Origin of the sequence: Pseudomonas sp. VI4.1 (assembly GCF_002029345.1) — a bacterium.
In the GTDB taxonomy this organism is placed as follows: Bacteria; Pseudomonadota; Gammaproteobacteria; order Pseudomonadales; family Pseudomonadaceae; genus Aquipseudomonas.
Genome location: NZ_MULM01000165.1, coordinates 69,014 through 85,617 on the forward strand (window position 1 = coordinate 69,014; position 16,604 = coordinate 85,617).

Here is a 16,604-nt window from a genome sequence, read left to right on the forward strand (position 1 = left end):
CGGTCCGTCATACACCGCAAAACCCTCGCCGGCACCCCAGCCGCAAAACCCCAACCGAACAACTATCCTTCATAAAGGTCAACCAAGGGAGAACAACGGACCGGAGGGATGTTCATCGTGCATATCGCTGACATAACCATGTTCTACGCCCCTGCCAGCGGTGGCGTGCGCACTTATCTGGATGCAAAGCACCGTCGCCTGGGCATCAAGCCGGGCATTCGCCACAGTTTACTGATCCCCGGATCGTCCTTGAGCGAACAGGATGGCGTTTTCACCGTTCCGGCACCCGCCCTGCCCTTCGGCAAAGGTTATCGTTTCCCCCTCCGTCTCGCGCCCTGGCGCAATGTCCTGCAGGTTTTGCAGCCCGACCTGATCGAAGTCGGCGACCCTTATCTCACCGCCTGGGCGGCGCTGGATGCCCGCCGGCAACTCGATGTGCCGGTGATCGGTTTTTATCATTCGGACTTGCCTCTGCTGGTCAGCAATCGCATGGGCAACTGGGTCACGACCAATGTCGAAGCCTATGTCAGCAAGCTCTACGGCAACTTCGACCGGGTCCTGGCGCCGAGCCAGGTGATGGCCGACAAGCTGATTGGCCTCGGGGTGAAGAACGTTTTCGTGCAGCCCTTGGGCGTCGACCTGCAAACTTTCCACCCCTCTGCGCGGGACCCGGGCTTGCGGGCCGAATTGGGGATCGATGAAAACACTCATTTGCTGATCTTCGCCGGACGCGGTTCCAAGGAAAAAAACCTGCCGGTCCTGCTCGACTGCATGAAACGACTGGGACGGCGCTATCACCTGCTGCTGGTTGGTTCGTCGATGCCAGCCCTGGTGCCGGATAACGTCACCGTGGTCGATGAATTCTGCCCGGCGGCGCAAGTCGCCCGGCTGATGGCCAGCGCCGATGCGCTGCTGCATGCCGGGGACCAGGAAACCTTCGGTCTGGTGATTCTCGAAGCCATGGCCAGTGGCATTCCGGTGGTGGCCGTGGCGGCAGGGGCTTTTCAGGAAATCGTCACCGATCAATGCGGCCTGCTGTGCCCGCCGAACAATTCCATGGCGATGGCCAACGCCGTACGCGAACTGTTCGGTTCGGGGAGCGCCGTCCTGGGCAAACAGGCCCGCCGCCATGCCGAGCAGCATTACTCCTGGGACACGGTGGTCAACAGTCTGCTGGGGCACTATCACGCCGTGCTCGGCACCCATTGGCCGCTGATTGCCAATGGTTGAGCTCATGAGCCGGCCCAGCCTGTTACTGGTGCTGCACGATGTCGCGCCGCATACCTGGGCCGACTACCAACCCTTTGTCGCTGCCGTCGACGCCTTGGGCGTGGTGCCAATGACCTGGCTGGTGGTGCCCGATTTTCACAAGCACAACCCGCTGGACGCCCATCCGGAATTTCGACGTATGCTCACCGACCGGGTCATCCGTGGTGACGAACTGGCGCTGCACGGCTACTTTCACTGCGATGAAGGCCCCACGCCCAGCACGCCACGAGACTGGTTCATGCGCCGGATCTACACCCACGAAGGCGAGTTCTACAGCCTGTCCCAGGACGCCGCCCTCGCCCGCCTGCGCGCCGGCATCGAGGTGTTCCGCCGTTACGACTGGCCTCTGGCAGGTTTCGTCGCCCCGGCCTGGTTGATGAGTGAAGGCACACGCCAGGCCTTGCGCCAACTGCCGCTGAGCTACACCAGTGACCCGCAACACCTGTACCGCCTGCCGGATTTCTCGGCGGTCGACGCCCCCGGGCTGGTCTGGAGTGCGCGCAGTGCCTGGCGCCGGGGCGTGTCGAAACTGCTCAGCGACCAGCGCGAACTGCGCTGGCGGCAGGCACCGGTGATTCGACTCGGCCTGCACCCGGTGGACATGCGCCATCAATTCTCCCGTACTTACTGGCTGCAGACGCTCAAGCGCCTGCTCGACGAGGGGCGCATGCCGCTGACAAAGGCTCATTGGCTGTCGTTGCGAACCGACCGTGTCGGGCGCGCCGCATGAGTCGCGGGATTGTGCTGCTCGTCGCGCTGCTCGCTGCTGTGCTGATTCCGTCACTGCTGGGCGGTAACGAAACCTGGTCCCGGCTGCAAAAATTTCCGCTGCATTGGCTGCTGATCATGTTCGGCATGATCCTGCTGTGCTGGGTGCTCAATACCTTGCGCTTGCGTCTGTTGCTGGGAGATCAGCGCGACAAGGTCAGCCGGCTGAAAAGCCTCGGGGTGGTCATGGCCGCCGAGTTCGCTTATTGCGCCACGCCCGGCGGCAGCGGTGGACCGCTGACCATCATGGCATTGCTGGCGCGCAATGGCGTGCGTCCGGCCAGGGGCAGCGCCGTGTTCGCCATGGATCAACTGAGCGACCTGCTGTTTTTCCTCTGCGCACTGAGCGGGATTCTGATTTATGCCCTGTTCCAGCACTTGAGCGCACGCATGGAATGGCTGCTGACTGTCAGCGCCGTGTCGATGTTTGGCGGCTTGCTCACCTGTGTGGTGGTGGCGCGCTATCACCGTTTACTGATTCGCCTGAGCGGTCGCCTGCTCGTTCGTCTTAATGTCAAAGGCGCCACACGCCTGCGCTGGGCGCGAAAGCTGCTGCACTTCCTGGCAGCCTTCACAGACACGCTGAAGTTGCCTTCTCAGACATTGATCACGGTGTTTGCCCTGACTTGCCTGCATTGGGTCTTGCGCTATAGCGTGCTGTATCTGGCGTTGCGCGGGCTCGGAGCGGATCTGCAGTGGGCCTGGAGCTTTCTGATCCAGATGCTTTCCCTGAGTGCGGGGCAATTCAGCCTGTTGCCCGGGGGTGCCGGGGCGGCGGAGCTGACCTCAGCGGCGCTGCTGGCGCCGATGGTGGGGAAATCCACTGCGGCGGCGGCGATACTGATCTGGCGGGCGGTGACCTATTACTTCTATTTACTGGTGGGCGGGCCGGTATTTTTGTTGATGCTTGGGCGGCCTCTGTTGATGAAATTGCTGAAGTTCAAGCAGGCGTGAATCCTGAGGCCCTGTGAAAGTGCAAGACCCCATGGCCCCTTCGCCAGCAAGCTGGCTCCTACTGGGATCTCCAGCGCACAGCAACTTCAGGCTCACCCCCGATCAACTGCAGGAGCTGGCTTGCCAGCGAAGGCGACCTCAAGATCGATACAAGTCTCCCGGGCCCCTTCGCCAGCAAGCCGGCTCCTACAGGGATCTCCAGCGCACAGCACACTCAGGCTCACCCCCGATCAACTGTAGGAGCTGGCTTGCCAGCGAAGGCGGCCCCAAGATCGATACAAGTCTAAGGTCCTTTCGTCGGCAAGCCAGCGTCTGCAGCGTCTGAATCCGGATTCAAAGCCTTCCACAACTCGGCAGCCCCAGGAAATTCCGTACCATCCTCGGCGCTCAAGTCGTGCGGATCATAACGACTCAAACACCCCTCACCCACCGTGGCTGGCGCTCTTGAAGTAGCTTTATCGAGTGGATTGGCCATAAACATATCCTCAGGTCAAAAACGACAAAGGGCCTGATGCGATTGAACGCCCAGGCCCTTCGAATTTCAACCGCGCCGTATCGCTGTCAGAACACAACGGTCTTGTTGCCGTGCACCAACACCCGATCTTCCAGGTGATAACGCAGGCCCCGGGCCAATACCATCTTCTCGACGTCGCGGCCGAAGCGCACCATGTCTTCGATGCTGTCGCTGTGGCTGACGCGCACCACGTCCTGCTCGATGATCGGACCGGCGTCCAGCTCTTCGGTCACGTAATGGCAAGTAGCGCCGATCAGCTTTACGCCACGCAGGGAGGCCTGGTGATACGGCTTGGCACCGACAAACGACGGCAGGAAGCTGTGGTGAATGTTGATCACCTTATGGGCATATTCGCTGCACAGCGCGGGCGGCAGGATCTGCATGTATCGGGCAAGTACCACCACTTCGGCATCGTGCTGTTTGACCAGGCGCGAGACTTCGGCGAAGGCCGGTTCTTTATCCTGCGCATTGACCGGCACATGGTAGTAAGGAATGCCGTGCCACTCGACCATGCTGCGCAAGTCGTCATGGTTGGAAATCACGCAGGAAATTTCGCAATCCAGTTCGTCGCTGTGCCAGCGATGCAGCAAATCGGCCAGGCAGTGAGACTCGCGACTGGCCATCAACACCACACGCTTCTTCTGCGCGGTATCGGTGATGCGCCAGTTCATCGAGAACTCTTCGGCAATGGATGCAAACGCTTCGCGAAAGGCCTCGATGCCGAAGGGCAGCGAATCGGCACGAATTTCGTGACGCATAAAGAACCAGCCACTGAGATTGTCCGAGTGGTGGCTCGCTTCAGTGATCCAGCCATTGTGTGACGCCAGAAAGTTACTGACTTTAGCAACGATGCCGACGCGGTCCGGGCAAGCAATCACCAGCCGAAAAGTGCGCATGAGGGTCAAACTCCAGAACTTCGCAAAGGTCGCCATTCTAGCGATCGCGCAGCAAAACTGCAGTATTGATGACGTCTCGCGTTGCACGAAGGTCGGCGACACGGGTCCCGGCTGCATCCGTCACCCGCGCGTTGGTGTTCTTATTGCATTCTTCAAGTGTCAAAATGTGACTGTCTGTGATGCCTGGTTGACGATCATTTAACTGCACCTCCAACCTGGACCTGTTCAACAAAACTAAATTAAATAAACTCCGGTTAAATGTTTACTTGATGAAACAGCATGACTATTATTGCCGCACTGTCACCTAGCACCCTGCGCCCAACATAAGGTAGTCCCCATGTCCTTGATCAACGAATACCGTGCCACCGAAGAAGCAATCAAAGAGCTGCAAGCCCGTTTGAAGAATCTGTCCCAAGACGACAAACTGCAAACCGAGCTGGAATTCGAAGGCAAACTGCGCACCCTGATGGGTGAATACTCCAAGTCCCTGCGCGACATCATCGCGCTGCTGGATCCTGAGTCCAAAACCAAAGCTCCACGCGGTGGCGCAGTAAAAACTACCGGCACCAAACGTGCCCGTAAAGTTAAACAATACAAAAACCCGCACAACGGCGAAGTCATCGAAACCAAAGGTGGCAACCACAAGACTCTGAAAGAGTGGAAAGCCAAGTGGGGCGGTGATGTGGTTGAGGGTTGGGCTACCCTGCTGGGCTAAGCCGTAGCGCTTTGTCAAAGACTCGTCCGCGACAAAAAATAACGCCAGCAGCTGCTGGCGTTTTTTTATGCCTGGCTGTCAAGCCAGCGATATTTTCGTTTTCAAAGACTCAGGCGTTTACGTAATTGCTGAACATAAAGGTGCCATTCATTGAGCACCTCTCGCTGAAACGATGTAGCGGTAGCGCTCAATTGGGCTGAGGCTTCGGCGAAAGTTTCCAGGGTATTGGGCGCCCCCCACTCAGGTGTCGTCAGACGCTTCTGACAGAATATTCGCCAGCGCTGTTGCTCTTCGGAACTCAGCGTATCGGGGAAGTTGCGTGCGCGATATCGAAACAATAATTCCGGCAAGCGTTCATCATCGAAAGGCCAGCGCGCTTGTGCCAAGTGTGCCGGGTCCGCCGCCCGGACTTGCTCACAAAGACGCCGATCACGATCACCGATAAAACCATCGTATAACTGTTGCTCGGGATCCTCGCTCGGCGTGAAATCCTCGTGGGTATAAACAGCCTGAACTTTGTCTCGCCAAACTGTTTGTGCGTCAGTTAGTCGCAGCGCGCGCTGCTGGTAGAGCGCCATGTCCAGTCCCAGCCGTTGCTGATCTTCGGGACGAAGCACCGACAGCGGCGCCACCACCGGACATTTATTGATGTGGATGAGCTTGAGCGGTACAGGCAACTCGCCGTCGGCCAGCTCATCGCGACGGGTATATAACCGCTGGCGCAAGGCTTCGGCACTCAGGTCAAGCAACCCCTGGGGATCGAGGTGCAAGTCACAGACAATCAAGGCGTTCTTGTTGCGCGGATGCCAGGCCAGGGGCAATACCACCCCGACATAGTTGCGCGCCGCCGAAAAACGACCGGAGATGTGCACCATCGGCTGCAACAGTCGAACCTGATCCATTACCTTTTGTTTGCTGCGCAATTGAAACAGCCAGTCATATAACTTCGGCTGCTTTTCGCGAATCAGCCGCGCCAGGGCGATCGTGGCGCGAACATCCGACAGCGCTTCATGGGCGTGGCCATGATCGATACCGTTGGCGGCACTCAGGCGTTCCAGCTTGAGCGTCACCCGCCCCTCGTCATCCGTCGGCCAGACGAGGCCATCGGGGCGCAAGGCGTAAGCCGCACGCACCACATCGATCAGGTCCCAGCGACTGTTGCCGCCTTGCCACTCACGCGCATACGGGTCGAAAAAATTGCGATACAAGCTGTATCGGGTCATCTCGTCGTCGAAACGCAGCGTGTTGTAGCCGGCCCCACAGGTGCCGGGCGCAGCCAGCTGGGCATGCACCCGGGTCATGAAATCGGCTTCGCTCAAGCCTTGCCCGGCCAGTTGGGTCGGCGTGATACCGGTGATCGCGCACGCCGCAGGATGAGGCAGGATGTCATCACTGGGCTGACAGTAAAGATTGACCGGCGCGTCTATTTCATTGAGCTCAAAGTCGGTGCGAATCCCCGCCACTTGCAGCGGACGGTCGCAACGGGGATTGATGCCAGTGGTTTCATAGTCGTACCAGAAGATGGAGGTCACGGGCTATTCCTGAACTGAAGATCGGCGAAGTCTAGGCGTTCACATCCCACCCCGGCCAGTCATCTTGCCATTCAATCATCTCGGCCGCTCAATCGTGCAATACATAGTTATGTCGTTTCCCCCCGGGAGGCTGCTAGCATCCCATGGACAGAAACTCCCGATCAGGCCACATCATCAGGTTGCCCATGCTCGAGACCACAGCACCGCCAAGGAACGCAACGCTGTCCCCGCCACTGGATACGCGGTACCAGATCGAAACGCCGGAAGGCATCGACTTGCCATTGCGCCCGGCCGGGTTGATGGTGCGTGCGCTGGCGTTCTCCATCGACCTTGGCCTGCGTGGGCTGATCCTTGGCCTGCTGTTGATTGTCCTGGCATTTCTCGGCAAGCTCGGCGCCGGCCTTGGCTCGATCCTGCTGTTTGTGGTGAGCTGGTGGTACATGGTGCTGTTCGAGGTGCTCAATCAGGGCCGCTCGCCAGGCAAGCAGTGGATGGGCCTGCGGGTAGTCCATGACGATGGCACGCCAGTCGGCTGGTCGGCTTCGCTGCTGCGTAACCTGCTGCGCTTTGTCGACATGTTGCCGTTTGGCTATTTCCTTGGGGCCATCAGCTGCCTGCAGCATCCCAACTTCAAGCGCCTCGGCGACCTGGCCGCCGGCACGCTGGTGATCTACCGCGAACAACCGCTCTCCCGCCCCCAGCTACCCGCCGCCGAGCCCCGGCGCCCGGCCTTTGCCCTGGCACTGCCCGAGCAACGCGCCATCCTCGGGTTTGCCGAACGCCAGGGTGAGCTCTCCCAGGCGCGGGTCACGGAACTGGCAGCCATTCTCGCGCAACCCTTGCAGCTTTCAGCGCCACAGGCGGTGGCCGAGCTCAACGCAATTGCCCGCGGCTTGCTGGGCCCCGCATGAAGCAAAGCCTTTTCGAGAGTCGCCACAAGGCCGAATGGGAGCAGTTTTCCCTGCTGCTGGAAAGGCTGGAACGAAACCAGCCTGCCTCGCGTGTCGCCCATTTCACAAGTGACTATCGTCGTCTCTGCCATCACCTGGCCCTGGCCCGGGAGCGCGGTTACAGCAGTTTCCTGATCGACTCATTGCAGCAACAGGTCCTGCGCGGCCATCAACAGCTTTATCGGCATCGCAGCCGACTGGGTGCCAAGGCGCTGGGTTTCATCCTCGCGGACTTCCCCCGACTGGTGCGTGAACAGTGGCGCTTCGTGCTCGCCGCCGGCCTGATGTTTTTTGCCAGCCTGATCGGTATCGCCCTGCTGGTGTATCTGTTTCCGGACCTGGTCTACAACCTGATCCCCGCCGAGCAGGTCAGCCAGATGCAGAGCATGTATGACCCCGACGCCGGTCACCTGGGGCGCTCGGCGGAACGGGCGGCCAGTGAAGACTGGGTCATGTTCGGCTACTACATCATGCACAACATCGGTATTGCCTTTCAGACCTTCGCCAGCGGCCTGCTGTTTGGCCTGGGCAGCGCGTTTTTCCTGTTCTACAACGGCTTGATGATTGGCGCGGTGGCCGGACACCTGACGCAAATCGGCTATGGCCAGACCTTCTGGTCATTCGTGATCGGCCACGGTGCTTTCGAACTCAGCGCCATCGCCCTGGCGGGTGCCGCGGGCCTGCAACTGGGCTGGGCATTGATCGCACCGGGGCGCTTGCGCCGCGCCGAAGCCTTGCGCCTGGCGGCGCGCAACAGTGTTTTGCTGATGTGTGGGGTGATGATGTTTCTGCTGATGGCGGCGTTTATCGAAGCCTATTGGTCATCGATGACCGGGGTCGCGCCTTTGAGCAAATTCCTGGTCGGTGCCGTGCTCTGGGTACTGGTGGCGATGTACCTGCTGTTGGCCGGACGGACTCGCCATGCGCCTGAGTGACGCCAGTGTGGTGTTTCGCCCGCGTCCCGGCTGGGAAGCCATGGACCTGGGCGTTCTGCTGAGTCAGCGCCACCGCCGCCTGCTGATGACCAGCTGGGCCATCGTGACCTTGCCGGTCTTCGCCCTGCTCAGCCTGCTGCTATGGGATTCGCCCTCCCTTGCCGTGTTTATTTTCTGGTGGCTGAAACCCGCGTTCGAACGCCTGCCGCTGTTCATTCTGTCCAAAGCCATGTTCGGCGAAACACCGACTTTGAAACAGGCGTTGCGCCAATGGCCGCGCTTGCTCAAGCCGCAACTGCTGGCGAGCCTGACCTGGCGACGCCTGAGCCTGAGCCGCAGTTTCCTGATGCCGGTCATGCAACTCGAAGGCCTCGAGGGTGAAGCGCGGGAGCAGCGTTTGCAGGTGCTGTTGCAGCGTAACGCCGGCGCCGCGAAGTGGCTGACCATCATCGGCGTGCACCTGGAAGGTGCCCTGTGGATTGGGCTGATGGTGCTGTTCTACCTGTTGTTGCCGCAACAGGTCGAACTCGACTGGAGCTGGCAGACATTGATCAGCACGGCCACACAGGACTGGCGCTGGCTGGAACACCTGACCAACTTCTTCTACGCACTGGTGCTGGTGGCCTGGGAACCGGTCTACGTGGCCTGCGGTTTCAGCCTTTACCTGAACCGGCGCACGGTGCTGGAGGCCTGGGATATCGAACTGGCCTTCCGCCGCCTGCGTCAACGCCTGGGCAGCGGCGCCGTCACCCTGATACTGGCGGCGCTGCTGCTGGTGCCATCGGCGCACCCCGCTTGGGCCGCCAAGCCGCTCATTTCACCCGACAGCCCGCGTCTACAGGAGCAGCCGCTGACCAGCCAGGCGTCCCGGGACAGCATCAAGACGATCCTCGACCAGCCGCCGTTCAAGAACAAGGAAACGCTCACGCGCTATCGTTTTGGCGAAGACACCCCGACCGCCCCTCCGAACAGTGACCGCGCACCCGACTGGCTGACAGCACTGCTCAACCTGTCGACCTCGCTGATCGAAGCGGTGCTGTGGGGGACAGTGGTCGGCGCCATCGGTTTTTTGCTCTGGCGTTACCGGGACTGGTTGCAGGCCTTCGTCAGTCGTCGCCCGGTGCGGCCGCCTAAAGTCGCGCGACCATTGCCCCGGCAGGCGTTCGGCCTGGACCTCGGCCGCGAAACCCTGCCCGCCGACATCGCCGCCAGCGCCGAACACCTATGGCAGACCGACCCGCGCGAAGCCCTCGGCTTGCTCTATCGCGCCCTGCTCAGCCACTTGCTGCATGACTTCGACATGGCACTGAAGCCCGCCGACACCGAAGGCCAGGTGCTGGAGCGCATCGAACGACTGCAACGCCCTGAGTTGCTGGCCTTCAGCAAGAACCTGACCGGGCACTGGCAAAACATCGCCTACGGGCATCGCCTGCCCCCGGCCTCCGTGCAACAACAGCTCTGTGACGGCTGGCGTGCCCTGTTCGGCCCGGGAGCCGCCCGTTGAATCGACGCTCCGGGATTGCAATCGGCGCCTGCCTCGCCGTGCTACTGGGCGCGCTGAGTCTTTACCTGTACCTGCAGGCGACGCCCTATCAGGAGGTGATCGATCACGGTCCCTCGCCCGAGGCCCTGGCCAATCCTTATCTCGCCGCCGAGCATTTCCTGCGCAAACAGGGCCTGACCGTCAGCCATGCCGACAGCCTCGACATCCTGCCCTCTATCGAACCGCGCCAGCACAGCCTGTTGTTGCTCGGTGACCGGGCCAACATGACCCCGCGCCAGATCGATCAAGTGATGAACTGGACCCGGGCCGGCGGGCGCCTGTTGTTCGTTGCCCAGTCGCTGTGGGATGAAAAACTCGGCCAGAGCAATGACCTGCTGCTCGACCGGGTCCAGTTGCATCAGTTGCTGAGCAAAAACCTCAAGGGCCCGCCACCCGACAGCAGGACCGATCCCTACCCCAAGTTGACCAAGCTGTACCTTGAAGATGAAGACGCGCCGGCTTACGCCAACTTCGACACCGCCTTCCATCTCGAAGACCCGAAAAACCTCGCCCAGGCCTGGGCCAACAGCGCCAAGGCCACCCACATGATGCAGCTCAATCACGGGCTCGGTTCGATCATCGTGGTCACCGACGCCGACCTTTGGAAAACCCCGGCCATCGACCAGTACGACAACGCGTGGCTGCTCTGGTACCTGACCGCGGATACCCAGGTGACCCTGCTGTTCAACACCGATCACGACAACCTGCTGACCTTGCTGCTGCGCTATTTCCCCCAGGCGCTGGTAACGCTGATTGCCCTGATCGGTGTCTGCTTCTGGCACGTCGGGGTGCGGCATGGTCCGGTGCTGGAACCGGCGCCGCGAGCCCGTCGGCAACTCCAGGAACATCTGCGCGCCAGTGCCGATTTTCTGTTCCGGCGCAAGCGTCAGGACAGCCTGCTGCACGCCTTGCAACAAGACATCCTGCGTCGCGTGCGGCGGCGTCATCCCGGCTTTGAACAACTCGGCGTCGCCGAACAATGGCAGGTGCTCGCACGCCTGACCGGCCAATCCACACGCGCTATCAGCCAGGTCATGAGCCCGCGACCGAAGCAACGGCTTTCCAGCGTTGAATTCAGCCGTCAGGTCGCCTACCTGCAAACCTTGAGGAACGCCTTATGAGTGAACAGATCGAGCCCGACGCCCCGAGCCACGCCGACCAGCAACGCCAGCGTGCCAGTCAGTTGGCCAGGGCGTTGCGTAGCGAATTGCAGAAAGCTGTCTTCGGCCAGGACGAGGTCATCGACGATGTGCTCACGGCCCTGATCGCCGGTGGCCACGTGCTGCTCGAGGGTGTGCCGGGGCTGGGCAAGACCTTGCTGGTTCGGGCGCTGGCGCGCTGCTTCGGTGGCGAGTTCGCGCGCATCCAGTTCACCCCGGACCTGATGCCCAGCGATGTCACCGGGCACGCGGTGTACGACCTGCAGACCGAGCAGTTCAAACTGCGCAAGGGGCCGTTGTTCACCAACCTGTTGCTCGCCGACGAAATCAACCGCGCCCCGGCAAAAACCCAGGCGGCGCTGCTCGAAGCCATGCAGGAACGGCAAGTGACCCTCGAAGGCCGCGCCCTGCCCATCGTGCAACCGTTCATGGTGCTGGCCACGCAAAACCCCATCGAACAGGAAGGCACTTACCCGCTGCCGGAAGCCGAACTGGATCGTTTCATGCTCAAGGTCCGCATGGATTACCCCGACGGCGACCAGGAGCTGGACATGGTCCGCCAGGTCTGTCGCTCGACCCGGGCCGACATGCTCGACGTGCAACCGTTGCGCACGGTGTTGCAGGCCAAGGACGTGCTGGCCTTGCAACGCATCGCCAGCGACCTGCCGCTGGACAATCAGGTCCTCGACTACGCCGTACGCCTGGCGCGCACCACCCGCAGCTGGCCCGGACTGACCCTCGGTGCCGGGCCCCGGGCGTCCATCGCATTGGTGCGTTGCGCCCGGGCGCGCGCGCTGTTGCGCGGTGGCGAGTTCGTGATTCCGGATGACATCAAGGGGTGTGCCCTGGCGGTGCTGCGTCATCGCGTACGCCTCTCGCCGGAGCTGGACATCGAAGGGCTCGAGGTCGATGACGTGCTGCGCCAGCTGCTCGATCAAGTGCCGGCACCGCGGTTGTGAAACCCTCGCGCCTGCTGTTGATCTGGCTCGCGATCCTGCTGGTCATCGGCATCGTCCTGGGTACGTTGCGGGCGCTGGACACCGTGATTCCAGCGAGTCTGCCGTCGATCCACTGGGGATTGCTCCTGGCACTCCTGGCCTTGGCGATACTCGATGCCATTCGCCTCAAGCGCCTGCCCTCGCCGCGCATCCAGCGACACATGCCCGGCAGCCTGGCGCTCGGCCGTTGGGGCGACGTGCGACTGGAGGTCGAGCATGACTTTGCCCAGCCACTGGACATTCGGCTCTTCGATCACGTACCCCACGGCCTGAGTTTCGAAAACCTGCCCCTGTCGGTCGAGCTTCAACCCGGCCTGCGCAGCCAGATCGACTATCGCCTGCGCCCGCTCAAGCGCGGCCACTTCAACTTCGAACGCTGCGAAATCAGCCTGCCGAGCCCATTGGGCCTGTGGTCCGACAATCGGCTGCTGGGCGTGACCGACGCTACCCGCGTCTACCCCGACTTCGCCCGCCTCTACGGCGGCCAGTTGCTGGCGGTGGACAACTGGCTCAGTCAACTCGGCGTACGCCAGCGCCAACGACGCGGCCTGGGCCTGGAATTTCATCAGCTACGGGAATTTCGCGAAGGCGACAGCCTGCGCCAGATCGACTGGAAAGCCACCGCCCGCCAGCGCACACCGATTGCGCGGGAGTATCAGGACGAGCGTGACCAGCAGATCATGTTCATGCTCGATTGCGGCCGGCGCATGCGCAGTCAGGACGATGAACTGTCGCACTTCGACCATGCACTCAATGCCTGCCTGCTGCTCAGTTACGTCGCCCTGCGCCAGGGTGATGCCGTGGGCCTTTGCACCTTTGCCCATGATCAGCCGCGCTACCTCGCCCCGGTCAAGGGCGCCGGCCAGCTCAACCGGTTGCTCAACCAGGTCTACGACCTCGACAGCGGCCAACGCAGTGCCGACTACCAGGGCGCTGCAACCGAGCTGTTGGCTCGGCAGAAACGCCGGGCACTGGTGGTCGTGGTCACCAACCTGCGGGACGAAGACGACGAAGAACTGCTCACCGCCGTCAAACGCCTGGGCAAGTCACATCGGGTGTTGGTCGCCAGTCTGCGCGAAGACGTGCTCGACCGCTTGCGTCAGACGCCGGTGCAGACCCTTGCCGACGCGCTGACCTATTGCGGCACCGTGGATTTTCTCAATGCCCGGGCCGAACTTCATGAGCGATTGAACGCTCATGGGGTGCCAGTGGTGGATACGACCGCTGTCGAGTTGGGTGCCGCGCTGGTGACGCGCTACCTGGAATGGAAAAAGGCCGGGGTGTTTTAGTGGCTGTGGTGCGCAGAACCCGCGTACAGCCTTTAAATATCAGTTGCTTGATCTGACGCCTGGGCGCTGCAGACTTCAGGCCGAGGCCGGCAACGGCTGAAAACTGAAGTACTGCTTCAACGCTTCAATCAGTTGCCCATACTCCGGCGGGGCCTGTTGCAGGCAGAACCCGGCGTCGTAATGGTGGGGAGTGCTGTCTTCATGGCACCACAGGCAGCAGGCATTGAGGTCGATCACCTGATGGCAGCCACCGGCCATGGGAATTTTCAGGCGCAAAGCGAAGTCAGCACCGATCATCATCGGCAACTGGCTGATGAGCATCAGCCCGTCTTCGGAGACGTTACCCAGAAAGCCAATGGGTTTGTCGGTAACGCTGTTGAACACTCGAAGAAAATACGGCAGTTGATGCCGCTCGATACGGCGGTCGGTGAACATGCTGAATTCGCTATGCAAGGCCCTTGAGCAGAGCCGCACCAATGCTTCGGAACGGGCCTTCCATTATAAAGGCGCGCTCTCCCTGATCCTGGTGCGACAGTCCTTGCACCGCTGGCACTGACGCCTGCCGATCACAGGTGTTTCCCCGGTTTGGCAAGGTACCGAAACCGATCTATACGACTATAGCTCACCACCGCCGCTGATCCAGTCTTCAATCGGGCTGCTACCATCAGAACCGGCTCGGGCGAACGACCTCGGCACTGCGCAGCGGATAATGGCCAAGCGACTGCAAGGTTTCCAACCGGGCGCTCGCGCGAAAGGCATATTCACTCTGCGGGTACGAGGCGATGATGAACTGATAGGTTTGAGCAGCATCAACGAACAGTTTCTGCCGTTCAAGACACAAACCGCGCATCATCGACACTTCCGGCCACACATAAGGCCGCGCCCTGCTTGCGCGTTCGACTTTGGACAGTTCGAGCATCACCTGCTCGCAATTTCCGCGGTCATAGGCGCTGTAGGCGTTATTCAAATGGTGGTTCATCGACCAACGGGTGCAGCCCGTGACACTGAGTACAAGGGCGGCCATGAGCACGAATCGCATGAGGGTTCTCCTGTCTTGAGCCCTGTATCGACCCGTCGTCGGAAATCTTCAGGCTGCCCGTAACTAAAAGTATTCGTTTAAAGAAACAATCGATTAACAAAGTTCTTCAAAAAAAGTAGTGCACATGAACAATGACTACACCCCCAGAGCATAGTAGCCTCACTCAGCGCTTGAACTCAGGAGTCTTTGCATGTCCGTCCGTCGTACCAAAATCGTCGCTACCCTTGGCCCGGCCAGTAACTCGCCGGAAGTTCTCGAACAGCTGATTCTGGCTGGCCTGGACGTCGCCCGTCTGAACTTCTCCCATGGCACCCCCGACGAGCACAAGGCTCGCGCGAAGCTGGTGCGTGACCTGGCAGCCAAGCACGGTCGCTTCGTCGCCCTGCTGGGTGACCTGCAAGGCCCGAAAATCCGTATCGCCAAATTCGCCAACAAGAAGATCGAGCTGAAGATCGGTGATCAATTCACCTTCTCCACCAGCCATCCGTTGACCGAAGGCACTCAAACGATTGTCGGCATCGACTACCCGGACCTGGTCAAGGATTGCGGCGTGGGCGACGAGCTGCTGCTCGACGACGGCCGCGTGGTGATGCGCGTCGACACCGCCACGGCAACCGAACTGCACTGCACCGTGCTGATCGGTGGCCCGCTGTCGGACCACAAAGGCATCAACCGTCGCGGCGGTGGCCTGACTGCACCGGCCCTGACCGAAAAAGACAAGGCCGACATCAAGCTCGCCGCAGAAATGCAGGTCGACTACCTCGCCGTGTCCTTTCCGCGTGACGCCGCCGACATGGAATACGCCCGTCAACTGCGCGACGAAGCCGGCGGTACCGCCTGGCTGGTGGCGAAGATCGAACGCGCCGAAGCCGTGGCCGACGACGAAACCCTTGATGGCCTGATCCAGGCTTCCGACGCGGTCATGGTTGCCCGTGGCGACCTGGGTGTGGAAATCGGCGACGCCGAGCTGGTGGGCATTCAGAAAAAGATCATTCTGCACGCACGCCGCCACAACAAGGCGGTAATCGTGGCGACCCAGATGATGGAGTCGATGATCCAGAACCCGATGCCGACCCGCGCCGAAGTGTCCGACGTGGCCAACGCCGTACTCGACTACACCGACGCCGTGATGCTGTCGGCCGAAAGTGCGGCCGGTCTGTACCCGCTGGAAGCTGTGCAAGCGATGGCGCGCATCTGCATCGGCGCTGAAAAGCACCCGACCGGCAAGACCTCCAGCCACCGCATCGGCAAGGAATTCACCCGCTGCGACGAGAGCATTGCGCTGGCAACCATGTACACCGCCAACCACTTCCCGGGCGTGAAGGCGATCATCGCATTGACCGAAAGCGGCTACACCCCGCTGATCATGTCGCGCATCCGCTCTTCGGTGCCGATCTATGCGTTTTCGCCGCACCGCGAAACCCAGGCGCGCGCAGCGATGTTCCGTGGCGTGTACACCATTCCGTTCGACCCTGCCTCGCTGGAGCCACACGAAGTCAGCCAGAAGGCGATCGATGAGCTGGTCAAGCGCGGCGTCGTGGAGAAAGGCGACTGGGTCATCCTGACCAAGGGCGACAGCTACCACACCACCGGCGGCACCAACGGGATGAAAATCCTGCACGTTGGCGACCCGCAGGTCTGAGTCAGCGATTGCTGCGAAAAAACGCCATATCGATGGCGGTTTTTTTTCGTCTGCAAAAAGGCAAGCACCCGAGTTATATAAACGTCAACTGTCAACTCTTACAGTAGATGGATACGCCAAACCGTGACTCACTAGAAGCCTGCCAAGATTGATGCTTGGCACCCACAAGAGAAAATCTTTGCCTCTAATGGAGCCACACAGATGAACACGCAGAACGAACAACTGTACAGCAGCACAGGTGAACTGGACCCCCACTTCGGTGAAAACGGCTTGGTCCCCATGCCTTCACCTACCGCTGACTATCCAGAGTTTGTTTCACGAGTAACCGCCATCGGCCCAGACAATATGATTTATATTGCGGGACACGCGTCACAGGGATTGCTCGCCCCCTCGGTCTATA

17 protein-coding genes are annotated in these 16,604 nt (G+C 60.8%); 12 read left to right on the plus strand and 5 right to left on the minus strand.

Going from position 1 to position 16,604, the window contains the following annotated elements:
- Positions 1–108 precede the first annotated feature (108 nt).
- Genes BZ163_RS20195 through BZ163_RS20205 form a run of 3 tightly spaced genes read left to right on the plus strand, consistent with a single transcriptional unit; the run spans position 109 to position 2,991 of the window.
- Positions 109–1,230: a glycosyltransferase family 1 protein gene (locus tag BZ163_RS20195; protein ID WP_128872306.1), complete on the plus strand. Its 1,122-nt coding sequence runs from the start codon at positions 109–111 to the stop codon at positions 1,228–1,230.
- Entirely contained in the window at positions 1,223–1,999 is a 777-nt protein-coding gene (locus BZ163_RS20200; RefSeq protein ID WP_128872307.1) for a DUF2334 domain-containing protein, read from the plus strand. Before BZ163_RS20195 ends, BZ163_RS20200 begins: the two co-directional genes overlap by 8 nt.
- The gene (locus BZ163_RS20205) at positions 1,996–2,991 is read left to right on the plus strand and encodes a lysylphosphatidylglycerol synthase transmembrane domain-containing protein (protein ID WP_128872308.1); all 996 of its coding nucleotides are present in this window, start codon (positions 1,996–1,998) and stop codon (positions 2,989–2,991) included. Before BZ163_RS20200 ends, BZ163_RS20205 begins: the two co-directional genes overlap by 4 nt.
- Before the next feature lie 283 nt (positions 2,992–3,274).
- Here BZ163_RS20205 and BZ163_RS35815 read toward each other — a convergent pair whose 3' ends face one another.
- On the minus strand, positions 3,275–3,466 hold the full coding sequence (locus BZ163_RS35815) for a hypothetical protein (protein ID WP_128872309.1): 192 nt from the start codon (positions 3,464–3,466) through the stop codon (positions 3,275–3,277).
- 86 nt (positions 3,467–3,552) lie between these two features.
- Positions 3,553–4,401, minus strand: a complete 849-nt coding sequence (gene purU / locus BZ163_RS20215) for a formyltetrahydrofolate deformylase (protein ID WP_128872310.1) — start codon at positions 4,399–4,401, stop codon at positions 3,553–3,555.
- Positions 4,402–4,738: 337 nt separating this feature from the next.
- Here purU and mvaT point away from each other — a divergent pair, with 337 nt between their 5' ends.
- On the plus strand, positions 4,739–5,116 hold the full coding sequence (gene mvaT / locus BZ163_RS20225) for a histone-like nucleoid-structuring protein MvaT (RefSeq protein ID WP_007933316.1): 378 nt from the start codon (positions 4,739–4,741) through the stop codon (positions 5,114–5,116).
- A gap of 101 nt (positions 5,117–5,217) precedes the next feature.
- On the opposite strand, the gene sbcB is transcribed toward mvaT, so the two are convergent.
- Positions 5,218–6,648, minus strand: a complete 1,431-nt coding sequence (gene sbcB, locus BZ163_RS20230) for an exodeoxyribonuclease I (protein ID WP_128872312.1) — start codon at positions 6,646–6,648, stop codon at positions 5,218–5,220.
- 185 nt (positions 6,649–6,833) lie between these two features.
- Between sbcB and BZ163_RS20235 the strand changes: the two genes are divergently transcribed.
- From BZ163_RS20235 to BZ163_RS20260, 6 genes are read left to right on the plus strand one after another with little or no spacing between them, the layout of a single operon-like run.
- Positions 6,834–7,559: an RDD family protein gene (locus BZ163_RS20235; RefSeq protein ID WP_128872313.1), complete on the plus strand. Its 726-nt coding sequence runs from the start codon at positions 6,834–6,836 to the stop codon at positions 7,557–7,559.
- A complete protein-coding gene (locus BZ163_RS20240) occupies positions 7,556–8,533 on the plus strand; it encodes a stage II sporulation protein M (RefSeq protein WP_128872314.1) in 978 nt (325 codons plus the stop codon). Before BZ163_RS20235 ends, BZ163_RS20240 begins: the two co-directional genes overlap by 4 nt.
- Positions 8,520–10,037: a DUF4129 domain-containing protein gene (locus BZ163_RS20245; RefSeq protein WP_128872315.1), complete on the plus strand. Its 1,518-nt coding sequence runs from the start codon at positions 8,520–8,522 to the stop codon at positions 10,035–10,037. Before BZ163_RS20240 ends, BZ163_RS20245 begins: the two co-directional genes overlap by 14 nt.
- Positions 10,034–11,197 carry a DUF4350 domain-containing protein gene (locus tag BZ163_RS20250; protein WP_128872316.1) on the plus strand — a complete coding sequence of 388 codons (1,164 nt, stop codon included), beginning with the start codon at positions 10,034–10,036 and terminating at the stop codon, positions 11,195–11,197. Before BZ163_RS20245 ends, BZ163_RS20250 begins: the two co-directional genes overlap by 4 nt.
- Positions 11,194–12,195, plus strand: a complete 1,002-nt coding sequence (locus BZ163_RS20255) for a MoxR family ATPase (protein ID WP_128872317.1) — start codon at positions 11,194–11,196, stop codon at positions 12,193–12,195. The genes BZ163_RS20250 and BZ163_RS20255 overlap by 4 nt, the downstream gene beginning before the upstream one ends.
- Entirely contained in the window at positions 12,192–13,523 is a 1,332-nt protein-coding gene (locus tag BZ163_RS20260) for a DUF58 domain-containing protein (protein ID WP_128872318.1), read from the plus strand. The genes BZ163_RS20255 and BZ163_RS20260 overlap by 4 nt, the downstream gene beginning before the upstream one ends.
- 75 nt (positions 13,524–13,598) lie before the next feature.
- Here BZ163_RS20260 and BZ163_RS20265 read toward each other — a convergent pair whose 3' ends face one another.
- Both BZ163_RS20265 and BZ163_RS20270 read right to left on the minus strand, forming a co-directional pair.
- A complete protein-coding gene (locus BZ163_RS20265) occupies positions 13,599–13,958 on the minus strand; it encodes a PilZ domain-containing protein (protein WP_128872319.1) in 360 nt (119 codons plus the stop codon).
- A 229-nt stretch (positions 13,959–14,187) separates the two neighbouring features.
- A complete protein-coding gene (locus tag BZ163_RS20270) occupies positions 14,188–14,562 on the minus strand; it encodes a tol-pal system YbgF family protein (protein ID WP_128872320.1) in 375 nt (124 codons plus the stop codon).
- 190 nt (positions 14,563–14,752) lie between these two features.
- Here BZ163_RS20270 and pyk point away from each other — a divergent pair, with 190 nt between their 5' ends.
- On the plus strand, positions 14,753–16,204 hold the full coding sequence (pyk, locus tag BZ163_RS20275; RefSeq protein ID WP_128872321.1) for a pyruvate kinase: 1,452 nt from the start codon (positions 14,753–14,755) through the stop codon (positions 16,202–16,204).
- Positions 16,205–16,405: 201 nt separating this feature from the next.
- On the plus strand, positions 16,406–16,604 hold a 199-nt coding region (locus BZ163_RS35195), incomplete at its 3' end, for a hypothetical protein (RefSeq protein WP_218190527.1).